Genomic DNA, 12,546 nt, shown 5'->3' on the forward strand with positions numbered 1-12,546 from the left:
AATTGAAAAGAATATTAAAAAAAGGAATGCTATTATCAATATTTGTTGCACTATCAATACTTGGTGCTGCATGCAGTGGTGGTGGAAACAAGGTAACTTCCACCAATTCACCAACAGAGACTGAAAAACCTGCTGAACGCACATCTCCCGGAAGCAGTGAAGCAATTTCCATTGTAACTGGAGCAACTAGTGGTACTTACTATCCACTTGGTGGGGGAATAGGTAAAGCACTTAACGGTGCAGGAATTGGCGTAAATGCTACTGTAGAATCCACTGGGGGATCTAATGAAAATGTTCGTTTGTTGGGACAAGGTGAAGCAGAAATTGGATTCACAGAAACTGGTATAGCCTACTACGGTTATGAAGGTATTGAGATGTTTAAGGACAACAAGTTTGATAACCTACGTGGAATTATGTCCTTATATGCCAACCTAATGCAAACAGTCGTTATGAAGGATTCAGGTATTCAAAGTTATGCTGATTTGAAAGGAAAGACTGTAGCGATAGGTATTCAGGGGAGCTCATCTGCTTTGAACATGCAGTTAGTACTTAAGGAGTACGGGCTGTCTTTGGGTGATATCAAACCTCAATTTGTTAGCTATTCGGAAGGTGTTACTATGCTTAAAGACGGTCAGATTGATGCGGTTATGATCGATTCAGGCATTCCGAATTCTGCTGTTACTGATATTACTACTCAACATGACGTGAATATTTTACCGATTGAAGAAGAAAAGATCAAATCATTGGTTTCTAAATATCCTTACTTCTCAAACATGGTCATCATCCCAAAGGGAACATATGAAGGCATCGACGTTGATGTACCTACGGCAGGTGCCAAGGTTATGCTAGTAACTCATGCAGGGGTATCTGAAGAAATGGTTTATAAATTAACGAAAACCATTTTTGAAAAGAAAGAAGAGATTATAAAGATCCATCCGCGTGGTGATAGTATTGACTTGAAAACTGCTACTGATGGTATGTCTATTCCGTTGCATCCAGGTGCTGAGAAATACCTAAGAGAACAAGGTGCTATAAAATAGATTTGTAAATGGAAGCACGGTGCCTCAACCGTGCTTCTTCTAAATAAGAGAGAAGAGGTGCTTGTAAATGGGAGAGATTGTAATGAATAGTTCGGTGCCAGGACCAAGATCTATACAGCTTAAGCAAGAAAGAGAAGAAGCTGTACCACAAGCCCTAGCGAATGCGACTTCGATTTTTGCAAAGAAAGCATACGGTGCGCTCCTTACCGATATGGATGGGAACACCTTTATTGATTTTGCGGGTTCAATTGGTGCCCTAAATGTGGGTCACTGTCCGCCTAAAGTTGTAGAATCAATAAAAGCACAATTAGACTCTTTTATACATACCTGTTTTCATGTAGTTATGTATGAATCCTATATTAAGCTGGCCCAACAGCTAAATGAATTGGTACCCGGAAAGTGGCAGAAGAAAACGGCACTATTCAACAGTGGTGCAGAAGGAGTAGAAAATGCGATAAAAATTGCCAGATACTACACAAAAAGAAGAGGTATCGTATCATTTGAACGCGGATTCCATGGGCGAACACATTTGACTATGACTCTAACTAGTAAAGTAAAACCTTACAAATACGGTTTTGGTCCACTTGCCACCGACACGTACCGCATGCCATATCCTTATTACTACCGCTCTGAGCTTCCGCGGCCAGAAGCAGACCGAAATGCGCTTAGACAGTTTGAACGCCTATTTAGTATGGAAATTGCACCGGAGGATATTGCAGCGGTAGTTATTGAACCGATCCAAGGTGAAGGTGGTTTCGTTATCCCGTCGAAGGAATTTCTGCAAGGAGTTAAGGGAATTTGTGAAAAGCATGGTATTTTACTTATTGCCGATGAAATTCAAACCGGCTTTGGACGCACGGGTAAAATGTTCGCCGTTGAGCATTTCGATATTGAACCAGATTTAATGGTCATGTCTAAATCGTTGGCAGCTGGTGTTCCACTTAGTGCTGTTACTGGGCGAGCGGTTATAATGGATTCGCTGCAGAAAAAGGAGCTTGGCGGTACGTTGGGAGGAAGCCCTCTCGCTTGTGCTGCTGCTTTGGCCGTAATTGAAACAATCAAGGAAGAAAAGCTGTTGGATCGTGCTACATTCATCGGACAAAGGATGAGTGATAGGCTTAACAAACTTGCCCAATGCTGTCCGTCAATTGGAGAAATCCGATGCTTAGGTGCAATGTGTGCTGTGGAATTCGTGAAGGATCGTACAACAAAGGAACCTAATTCAGAATTGCCGCAGCGTATTGTAAAAATGTGCTTAGACCGCGGTTTAATTGTTCTTACTGCAGGGTGGTACGGAAACGTAATTCGATTCTTGACTCCTCTTATTATAACAGAAGAGCAGCTGGAAGAAGGGCTTCAGATATTTACAGAAGTGGTTCAAGAATGTGAAAAAGGAGTGTTTAAGAAGTGAGAATTTCGGGAGGAAAAGCGATCGTTGAAGTGATGAAGGTGGAAGGGGTAGAATCTGTATTTTGTGTACCGGGTGAGAGTTACTTAGGTGTTTTGGACGCCCTCTATGACACTAACATTAATGTCATTTCAGCCCGTCATGAAGGAGGTGCCTCTTTTATGGCTGAAGGTTATGCCAAAATGTCGGGTAAAGTAGGAGTTTGCATGGCGACTCGTGGAGTTGGTTCCACTAACCTATCGATAGGTATCCATACGGCTTACCAGGATTCTACACCAATGGTTGTATTAATTGGACAAGTGGAACGTCCGTTTAAAGCGAGGGAAGCATTCCAGGAGGTTGACCTTGCTGGATACTACAATCATATAGCTAAGTGGGCAATAGAGATTGATGATGCGAAGCGGATTCCAGAAATTATGCACCGGGCCTTTGCCATGGCCAAATCTGGAAGACCGGGTCCTGTCGTTGTTGGTCTGCCACATGATATGCTAGAGGATAAAGTTGAGGTTCATATAAGGAAGCCATATCCAATTGTCGAACCGGGAGTGGATTCGGCAGCGGTTAGGGAAGCACTTAACATTCTTGCAGTAGCGGAGAATCCAGTTCTGATCGCCGGAGGTGGAGTCACTCTTTCTGGTTCTTCTGCATGGCTTATCCAGTTTGCAGAGAAATTCACAATTCCTGTCGTTACTGCTTTCCGACGCTTCGACGCCTTCCCAAATCTCCATCCGCACTACATCGGCTGGCTTGGCTTTGGTCCTTGCAAGTCCACCTTGGAGGCTATCAAGAAGGCTGATGTTATATTAGCACTAGGAACGAGATTCTCTCAAGTGAGTACGCAAGATTATGAGCTCCTAAGTGAAAATACAAAGTTGATTCATGTCGACATTTCACCGAATGAGCTGGGGAAAGTTTACGCACCATATCATGCAATCGTATCAGACGCGAAAGCTTTCTTAGTGGAGGCATTAAAGCAAGAAGCATCGGCAGTATCTGAAGGTCGAATGGAGATGATAGTGCGGGCAAGAAGTGAATATGAGACCTTTTCAACTTCAAAACCCTACTATTCTCAAGAGTATACAGATATGGAAGGAGTCATTCATGATTTAATTGAATATGTTCCCGAAAACACAGTAATAACAAGTGATGCTGGAAACTTTTTTGGTTGGGTCTGTCGCTTCTTTCCATTCCGTGAAGAAAAGACCTATGTAGGTCCTACTTCTGGTGCTATGGGCTATGGACTTCCTGGGGCGATTGGTGCAAAGATTGCTAGTCCAGACCGTACGGTGATTTCCTTCTCAGGTGATGGCGGATTTATGATGACGATGCAGGAATTGGAAACAGCAGCGCGTTATAACGTCCCGATCATTGCTATAGTTGTCAACAACAATATGTATGGAACGATCCGTGCGCATCAAGAAAAGCATTTTCCAGGCCGCGTAGTTGCGACCGATCTAAAAAATCCCGATTATGCAGCACTTTCTCGTTTGTTTGGTTGTCATGGTGAAACCGTTCATAAAAATGCTGACTTTGTTCCTGCTTTGAAACGGGCATTGGACAGCGGTAAGCCAGCTTTAATCGAGATTCAAACGGATCCTAGCATCCTTTCGGTTAATCAAGTAAAAAGATCATAGAAAAAAAGATTTTTTGACCTTTCAACTTTTCATCGGAATTCATAATTTACTTATAGCATAGATATAGATATCACATTTTCACCTAAATGACATCAAGTGCACATCCTTGGAGAAATTTAAAATTCATTCGCAAAATAAAACCACGGAAAATATCAACTTTGATTTGATCAGAAGATATCTTCAACTTTATATCTTTTAAAATATTCAAAGTGATTGTAATAGCCAGTTAAGTACGGGAAGAAAATGCTTCCGTTTTCTTAATGGTCATAAAACGTTCAAATATTTGAAATGGTGTTAATTCTTTTATTACCTTTTTAGTTTTCTTGCTGTTTTTTCCTCGCTTGTATTTGCGAATAATTTTGTTTGCATAAAAATAGCGCCCTATGAATTATAATAGGGCGACTAAGAGTAAATGTCCTACTCGGTTTTTCAAATCGGACTCAATCGGTTTAGCCTATTTTTACCGCGAGGACCGTGCAAGACTGTTATGTACAATAACGCTGTAAATCTTAATTTGGCGGGACCGTGTGGGAATCGAACCCACCAGAGACGACACGCGCCTCTCACGCGGTTTTGAAGACCGAGGGGCGCACCAGCTACCCTTCCGACCCCAGAAATTAGAGAACTTTTATATTATATATAGCCCGTCGACAGAAATCAATATAAAAGCTCGCTTGCTGGATGGAATCTGCAGTACTGCGATCATGTAGGTTCGACATTGTTTTTCTTGTTTTTCCATTAGGCTCGTGGCTATAATAAATTATACATAATAGATTACTTGATTAATGGGGTGAACAGGGTGCAACTGGAAGGCTGGTTTTTGTGGTTTATCCTGTTTTGGATAGTTGTTTTGGTTGGATTATTCGCGATTGGCGGCTTTTTTATGTTCAGAAAGTTTTTAAAAAGGCTGCCGAAAGAGGATGGCAGGTCCGACATGGATTGGGAAGAGCATTATGTCGAAAAGACACGCGGACTGTGGTCTGCTGATGAAAAAGTCTTGCTGGAGGATTTGGTAAGCCCGGTTCCTGAATTGTTCAGGGATGTAGCCAGGCAAAAAATTGCAGGGAAAATTGGGGAAATTGCTGTAAAGGAAAAGGCCCCGCAAATCACGGAAGATCTTATTATCAGAGGTTATATCCTTGCTACACCTAAGCGCGACCATAAATTCCTGCGGAAGAAGCTTGCCGAAAGAAAAGTGGATTTGCGGCCATATAAACACTTGTTTTAGCATCTAGGGACAAAACGCCATGTTTTGTCCTTTTATTTGTTTCTCGAATTTTTTCCCCATAAATATTGAATTGAAGGAAAAAAAGAACATTTGTTTCGTTTTCCGTCTATAAGCTTCTTTTTTTGCTATAATCAAACCATATATGAACACGGATGGAGTGAAATTATGAAATTCATACATACGGCGGATTGGCATTTGGGAAAGATTGTCCATGGCGTCCATATGACAGAGGATCAAAGACTTGTATTGCAGCAATTTATTGAAGTGGTTGACGAAGAGCGGCCGGATGCAGTTGTTATTGCAGGGGACTTGTATGACCGCTCTGTCCCGCCGACAGAGGCTGTAGAACTCCTTGATGAAGTGCTTTATACCATTAATGTGGACATGAAGACGCCCATTGTTGCGATTTCGGGGAACCATGATAGTGCAGAGCGGCTCTCTTTCGGCTCTTCCTGGTATCGCCACAGCAATCTCCACATTCAGGGAAAGATGCCTCAAAAGTTTGAACCCGTTCGGTTAAACGGCGTAAATTTTTATCTTGTTCCTTATGCAGAGCCTGGAGTAGTGAAGGCCATGCTGGATGATGATTCTATCACGACCCATGATAATGCGATGAAGGCGATTGTCGGGAAAATAGAAGAGACTCTTAATCCAAACGAACCGAATGTTTTTGTTGGACATGCTTTTGTTCTAGGTGGTAAAACGACTGATTCCGAACGAATCTTGTCTGTTGGCGGTTCCGGCTGTGTAGCCTCCGAGCTGTTTGAAACTTTTGATTACACGGCGCTGGGTCATTTACATAGTCCCGACGCATTAAAGCACGATAAAGCAAGTTACTCTGGTTCGTTGATGAAGTATTCCTTTTCAGAAGCCAAACAAAAGAAATCTATTACAATTGTTAATATGAATCCTGATGGCAGCTTCGAAACAAAGTATCGCTCCTTAGTACCAAAGCAAGATATGCGTGAAGTGGAAGGACTGTTAGAAGAGCTATTGGACCCTGCTTTCTATCAATCTCAAAAAACGGAAGACTATTTGAAAATTACCCTCCACGATGAAGGATCAATCATCGATCCGATGAACAAGCTTCGTATGATTTATCCTAATGTTTTGCATCTGGAACGGAAGTGGGAAGCTGTTGACAGCAAGCGAAAGCAAAGCTTCCAATCCGTAAAGGACGAAAAGAAAACGGAACTTGATTTGTTTGAGACGTTTTACAGTGAAATGACCGACCGTATATTTGATGAGAAAAAACGCGGAGTAATGACCTCTGTCATCGAGAAAGTAAAAAGGGAGGAAGCGTTGAAATGAAACCTTTAAAATTGACCATGCAGGCGTTCGGACCGTATGCCGGGAAAGAGCATGTTGATTTTACCCTCCTTGGCAGCAGGACAATGTTTGTGATTTCCGGGAAAACCGGTGCTGGAAAGACGACCATTTTTGATGGAATTTCCTATGCGATTTACGGAAAAGCGAGCGGGGAAGACCGTATCGGTCAAGAGCTGCGAAGCCAGTTCGCGGAAGACAGTCTGACTACCGAAGTTACCCTTGAGTTTATGCTGAGGGGAAAATCGTACGTTATTACACGTGCACCGCAGCAGGAAAAGAAGAAGAAATCAGGGAACGGTGTTACGACTGTAACAGCCAAAGCTGAACTATATGAAATAGAAACAAACGGCGAAAAGAAACTGCTAGGTGCGAATGTGCGGGAAGTGGATGAAAAAATTAAATCGATCATGCAGCTGGATACAAATCAGTTCCGCCAGATTTTAATGATTCCGCAGGGGGAATTTCGAAAGCTGCTTACATCTGAGAGCAAGGACAAAGAACAAATTTTGCAAAAGCTTTTTCATACTGAGCAATATAAACGCGTAGAAGAAAAGCTTAAGGACGAAGCAGCTGAACTTAAAGTGCAGGCGGAAAAAAGCCGGCTTGAGCGGATTAGATTAATAAAGGAAATCTATACCGCAGAAGAATCGGAGCTAAGTGAAGTGGTACAAAGCGATGAACCAAATGAACATGTAGTCCTTCCTTTGCTGTCGGCTGAAATTGAGAAGGCGGAAATGAAACTTTTTGATATGGAAACAATTATGCAAGCGAAGGAAGCGGAAAGAAGCCGAGCTCAGCAGGAAATTCACAAAGCTGAGGACATTTTGGCCAGGATGGCTGAGAGGGATAAACTGCAGGCTGAAAAACTGCAGCTTGAAGCGAAGAAAGAAGAGATTGAAGAACTTAAAAACTGTATTCGTTTAGCGCAGAAAGCGGCTAACCTTGAAAAGCAGGAGCAATACTGCAAAAGAATTCACTCACAGGTGACACAGCTGAAGGCAGAGCTTGAAAGGCTTACGATGGAAGCTGAAAAATGGAACAGCATAAAAAGAGAACTTCAGGATAAATACGAATTAGAGCAGGCAAAATCCTCCGAGCGCGAACAGGCAGCTGCAGAGGTCCATCACCTGCAGCAGCTAAAGGAAAAAGTGCTTGTATTTTCAAAGCTATCTACTGAAACGGGAACTCAGGAAGTCAAGTGGAAAAATGCTGTTTCTGATAAACAAACAGCTGAAGCAGCTTTCCGTCAGCTAGAGCTGACTGAAGAAAGGCTGCAGCAGGAAAAGGGTGATTGTGAAAAGGCAGCTCTATTATTTTCAGAGGAACAACGAAAATGGGACAAAGCAAAGTCGATACTCCAGCAGTTATCACGGCTTTCCGAAACGATGAAGGACCTTGGAAATGCTGAAGCCCTTTTTGGCGCAAAAGAACAATCTATGAGGGAAATGACGGAGAAGCTGGAAAAGGAAAAACAGCAGTATGAAAACCTTGAATTAAGCCTGAGGTCTTCCCATGCAGGGATACTGGCAGCGACACTTGTAAGTGGGGAAGCATGTCCGGTCTGTGGTTCAGCTCATCATCCAAATCCGGCTGGAATCTCTGATGATTCACCCTCTGAGGATGAAATGAAAGCCCAAAAGGCCAAGGTGGCAACTGCAGAGCAAGCACGAAGCAGGTCAGAGTCAGAGTACTATCAAGCGAAGTCCAGCTGGACATCACTAAGCGCCAGTACGGAAGAGAAAATCGCGGGAATTCAGGAAACAATTCCGGATTTCCATGTTTCGGACATTAGCATCTTTGAACGGAAATATAAGCTGGAAAAACAAGATCTTGAGCAGGAGCTAAAGCGGTTAAAGCTAAAAAAGGATTCACTCCCGCGGATTGAAACTGAATACAACAGCCTTAAATTGCAGCGTGAAGAAAAGAAAATGCTAATTGAGGAGTTTGGAAAAAAGGAAGATGCTTTAAAGGTAAGCTACCTGGAACTTAATGCAAAGCTAAACAGCCTGATGGATACCGTCCCAGAGGATATGCGGACACCGGAAACGTGGGAAAGCGCTTTGGGAGCAGCTCAGGCCACGCACAAAATGATGCAGGAAGCATTAGAGAATGCGGCAGCAAAGCTGCAGCAGGCAAGAGAAACGGAATCTGCTTTTTCCGCACAAAAGGCCGCAACCGAAGAAAATCATCATAAAATGCAAGCGGAGCTGGAACAGGAACGGAGCCGCTTTAAAGCGGACATGATTGCCCAGGGGTTTGAAACGTACAGCGCGTATGAGTCCGCCAAGCGTACGGAGGCTCAGCTTAACAGCTACGAAAAGACAATTGAAGCTTACGGTCAAAAATTCCATACCATTACTGGGCTGCTTCATGACTTAGAACTAAAACTGAAAGATATAAATAAACCGGATCTTGCTGCACTGCAAAGTATGTTAAACACTGTTTCTGCCGATCTGGATAAGTTAAGGAATGTCCACCAGGAATGGAGAATGGGCAAGCAAAGAAATGAAAAAATACTCTTGAAAATAGAGGAAATCTCAGCTTCCCAAAAGGAAATTGACGAAAAGTATGCAGTCGTTGGTCATCTTTATGAAATCACGAAAGGTCAAAACCCTTTCAGAATTACATTTGAGCGCTATGTATTGGCAGCGTTTTTGGATGATATTTTAAAGGAAGCTAATATGAGACTGATTAAAATGACCGGAGGCCGTTACCAGCTGCGCCGGAAGATTGACCCTACCCGCCGCAATATTCAGAGCGGATTAGAACTATCGGTATTTGACCAATATACTGGGCAGGAACGGCATGTTAAGACCTTATCGGGCGGGGAAAGCTTTAAGGCTGCGCTTTCGCTGGCGCTGGGACTTGCAGATGTTGTCCAGCAACATGCCGGCGGAATTTCACTTGAAACAATGTTTATTGATGAAGGCTTTGGAACTCTTGATCCCGAATCATTAGACAATGCTATTGAAGCGTTGATGGATATTCAAAGCGGCGGAAGATTGGTGGGAATCATATCCCATGTTCCGGAGCTAAAAGAACGCATTGATGCACTCCTTGAGGTAAGTGCTTCACAAAAAGGAAGCACAACCAATTTTCTGTTTATGTAGTTTTATTCTCATTTAGACGGGAGCTGGGTAGATGGAAGCAAAAAAAACGATTGGGATGGATGCTGGAGGCTCACTGATTAAACTTGCTTATTTTGAGAAAGGAAATCTCCATCTGAAAAAATACAGTTATCAGGAGACGGATTCATTGTTAAACTGGCTTTCGCTCATCGCTCCTGATGCAAATATCCGCCTAACCGGCGGCAGGGGCATGGCGGTAAAAGGAAAATTTTCCGGGCGGATTACTGAGATAACAGAATTCGAGGCGTTTACAGAGGGAGCGGTTTACCTTCTGGAGAAGGAACAATCCATCCGGGAAAAAGGATTTATCGCTGTAAATATCGGAACGGGGACATCCCTTCATTTTATTAAGGAAGGGAAAAGCGAAAGGCTGATTGGCACAGGTGCAGGTGGTGGGGCCCTGCTTGGCCTTGCCGCCCTTTTGCTTGGAACGGGAGATTATCAAGAGGTGATTAAGCTGTCGAAAAACGGGGACAGGAGTGCTGTTGACCTTCAAGTAAAGGATATTTATGCTCCGTTTGAACCTCCTGTTCCCGGTTATTTAACAGCCAGCAATTTTGGTAAGGTAACACATGGAAAACAATATACACGTGAAGATATTGCTGTGTCCCTGACAGGGTTAATTGCTGAAACTAATATGCTGTTAGCTGTTCAGGCTGCCCAAATGAAAGGAACCACGTCTGTTGTTTATTTTGGGGGAGCATTGGCTTCAAATGGTTCTTTGCAGGAATTCTTGATAAAAGGAACCAAGTTGTTCGGGTGTGAACCGCTGATTCCTGAACAAGGCGAATTTTGTGGAGCTATCGGTGCATTGATTGCTAAACAGCTATGATATAATTCCCTTATCGAATAAGAACTAGAAGGGTGTCACAATGAAAAAGCATTTTACTATAGGTATGGCCGGCCATATCGACCACGGAAAAACTACTCTGACAAAGGCATTAACAAATGTGGACACAGACCGTTTAAAAGAGGAAAAGGAAAGGCAAATATCCATTGAACTTGGCTTTGCGCCTCTTTTTGAGGATGAACATATGCATGTTTCGGTCGTCGATGTACCTGGCCATGAGCGCTTTATCCGTCAAATGATTGCTGGTGTCGCGGGCATCGATATGGTGGTTTTGGTTGTTGCCGCTGATGAAGGAGTTATGCCCCAAACTAAAGAACATCTTGAAATTCTCCATTTTCTAGGAGTGAAAAGAGGAATTGTGGCTATAACCAAGATTGACAGAGTGGAAGAAGACTTTATTGACTTGGTCCGAGAAGAAATTATGCTCGAGCTTGAAAGCAGTATTTTCAAGGAATCCCCTGTGGTGTTGGTCGACAGCATTACTAAAAAGGGAGTTGACGAACTGAAAGCAGCGATAGTAACCGAGCTTAAACAACTGGAACCGCGGGACAGTAACGGGCCCTTCAGGCTTCCTATCGACCAGGTGTTTACGGTCAAAGGGCAGGGCACAGTCGTTCGGGGAACGGTATATGAAGGCAGAGTAAGTGAAGATCAGACCTTGGTGGTACTTCCGCAAAATATCGAAGTGCGGGCCAGGCAGCTGCAGGTCCATCATAACCCTGCGAAAATGGCTTTTGCTGGCCAGCGTGCGGCTATTAACATTTCTGGAGCCGCAAAGGAAGATCTGGAACGGGGAAATGTGCTCGTATCCTCTGAGCATTTTATCGTATCAAATTGCATGGATGTCGCCTTACAGATGGTGGGTGATCTTGAGCATTTGGTCAAACAAAGGATGCCAATTAAATGTCATATTGGCACCTCAGAGGTTATGGGACGGATTGTGTTTTTTGATAGAAATGAAATTTCAGAAAACACGGGTGAGATTCTTTGCCAGCTCCGCCTTGATGAAGAAATTGTGATTAAACGAGGCGACCGTTTTATCCTGAGGCGTCCAAGTCCTCAAGAAACTATTGGAGGCGGCTGGGTAATCGATCCAAAAGGCGAAAGATATCGTTTTGGCGATAATACCATTCAGGCATTGCAAAAAAAGAGAGAAGGCAAACCGGATGAACGAGTACTGGCAGCGCTGCAGGAAGCAAAGGGGCTAACTAAAGCTGAGCTGCTGACAAGGACCTCATTGACTATTGAGGAGCTGGAGAGTGTCCTTCAACTGGAATCTTTTGTTGCTTATTATCCTGATCATTTTACGCATAGGTCCGTTATTACGGCCGTAACAGAGGATATATTCGACCGTCTGACGGCGTTTCACAATAAAAATCCGATGAGACCTGGGGTTAACAAAGCTGAAATTGTGCAGGTCTTGCAGAGCGGTCTGCCTAAACAGTTGATTGAATATGTGCTGGAAGCAGGGGTTGAACAAGAGATTTGGGAACGGACAGGAATGTTCATTGCAAAAGACGGATTTCAGCAGCACGTACCTCAAAGCTGGAACAGACGTGTGGAAGGAATGCTTAAAGCGATGGAAGGAGCAGGATTATCTGTACTATCTCTTGAAAATTATCTGGACGACGCAGGGATCCCGTCTGCTATTGCATCAGAATTGCGCCACTTTCTCTTGAATTCGAAAAAAATTATTGCTTTGGACGAAAAATTCTATCTTGCTACTTCTGTTTTCGAGCAGGCTGTTCATAAGCTCAAGGAACGAACAGGTGAGACATTTGAAGTTGGGGATGCAAAGGAAATCCTTGGATTGTCAAGAAAATATTTGATTCCATTCCTCGAACTGCTGGACCGTGAAAAGATAACGGTTCGGGAAGAAAACAGGCGCAGATGGATGATGACTCAACAATAGTGCACATAAAAAGGAAC

Annotated in this window: 8 protein-coding genes and 1 tRNA gene; 8 read left to right on the plus strand and 1 reads right to left on the minus strand. The window is 43.3% G+C overall.

Going from position 1 to position 12,546, the window contains the following annotated elements; translation table 11 throughout:
* Window positions 1-2 precede the first annotated feature (2 nt).
* The 3 genes from D0469_RS07265 (at window position 3) to D0469_RS07275 (ending at window position 4,082) form a co-directional block, all read left to right on the plus strand.
* Window positions 3-1,040: a TAXI family TRAP transporter solute-binding subunit gene (locus D0469_RS07265; RefSeq protein ID WP_117325973.1), complete on the plus strand. Its 1,038-nt coding sequence runs from the start codon at window positions 3-5 to the stop codon at window positions 1,038-1,040.
* Window positions 1,041-1,107: 67 nt separating this feature from the next.
* A complete protein-coding gene (gene gabT, locus D0469_RS07270; RefSeq protein WP_117325974.1) occupies window positions 1,108-2,451 on the plus strand; it encodes a 4-aminobutyrate--2-oxoglutarate transaminase in 1,344 nt (447 codons plus the stop codon).
* Window positions 2,448-4,082 (plus strand): thiamine pyrophosphate-dependent enzyme, encoded by a 1,635-nt coding sequence (locus tag D0469_RS07275; RefSeq protein ID WP_267897292.1) that lies wholly within the window; start codon window positions 2,448-2,450, stop codon window positions 4,080-4,082. Before gabT ends, D0469_RS07275 begins: the two co-directional genes overlap by 4 nt.
* A 515-nt stretch (window positions 4,083-4,597) precedes the next feature.
* Here D0469_RS07275 and D0469_RS07280 read toward each other — a convergent pair.
* Window positions 4,598-4,694, minus strand: a tRNA-Sec gene (locus tag D0469_RS07280).
* 178 nt (window positions 4,695-4,872) lie between these two features.
* On the opposite strand from D0469_RS07280, the gene D0469_RS07285 reads away from it, so the two are divergent.
* The 5 genes from D0469_RS07285 (at window position 4,873) to selB (ending at window position 12,529) form a co-directional block, all read left to right on the plus strand.
* Window positions 4,873-5,310, plus strand: a complete 438-nt coding sequence (locus D0469_RS07285; RefSeq protein WP_199478405.1) for a DUF2621 domain-containing protein — start codon at window positions 4,873-4,875, stop codon at window positions 5,308-5,310.
* Window positions 5,311-5,475: 165 nt separating this feature from the next.
* Window positions 5,476-6,621: an exonuclease SbcCD subunit D gene (locus tag D0469_RS07290; RefSeq protein ID WP_117325975.1), complete on the plus strand. Its 1,146-nt coding sequence runs from the start codon at window positions 5,476-5,478 to the stop codon at window positions 6,619-6,621.
* Window positions 6,618-9,749 carry an AAA family ATPase gene (locus tag D0469_RS07295; RefSeq protein ID WP_117325976.1) on the plus strand — a complete coding sequence of 1,044 codons (3,132 nt, stop codon included), beginning with the start codon at window positions 6,618-6,620 and terminating at the stop codon, window positions 9,747-9,749. The genes D0469_RS07290 and D0469_RS07295 overlap by 4 nt, the downstream gene beginning before the upstream one ends.
* 31 nt (window positions 9,750-9,780) lie before the next feature.
* Window positions 9,781-10,599: a type II pantothenate kinase gene (coaW, locus tag D0469_RS07300; RefSeq protein WP_117325977.1), complete on the plus strand. Its 819-nt coding sequence runs from the start codon at window positions 9,781-9,783 to the stop codon at window positions 10,597-10,599.
* Window positions 10,600-10,639: 40 nt separating this feature from the next.
* Window positions 10,640-12,529 carry a selenocysteine-specific translation elongation factor gene (selB, locus tag D0469_RS07305; protein WP_117325978.1) on the plus strand — a complete coding sequence of 630 codons (1,890 nt, stop codon included), beginning with the start codon at window positions 10,640-10,642 and terminating at the stop codon, window positions 12,527-12,529.
* The last annotated feature ends 17 nt before the right edge of the window (window positions 12,530-12,546 follow it).

This window comes from Peribacillus saganii, assembly GCF_003429095.1.
Taxonomy (GTDB): Bacteria; Bacillota; Bacilli; order Bacillales; family DSM-1321; genus Peribacillus; species Peribacillus saganii.

Coding starts and splice junctions, on each gene's coding strand:
- gabT (WP_117325974.1), top strand. CDS start 1,108: ATGGGAGAGATTGTAATGAATAGTTCGGTGCCAGGACCAAGATCTATA.
- D0469_RS07290 (WP_117325975.1), top strand. CDS start 5,476: ATGAAATTCATACATACGGCGGATTGGCATTTGGGAAAGATTGTCCAT.
- D0469_RS07295 (WP_117325976.1), top strand. CDS start 6,618: ATGAAACCTTTAAAATTGACCATGCAGGCGTTCGGACCGTATGCCGGG.
- coaW (WP_117325977.1), top strand. CDS start 9,781: ATGGAAGCAAAAAAAACGATTGGGATGGATGCTGGAGGCTCACTGATT.
- selB (WP_117325978.1), top strand. CDS start 10,640: ATGAAAAAGCATTTTACTATAGGTATGGCCGGCCATATCGACCACGGA.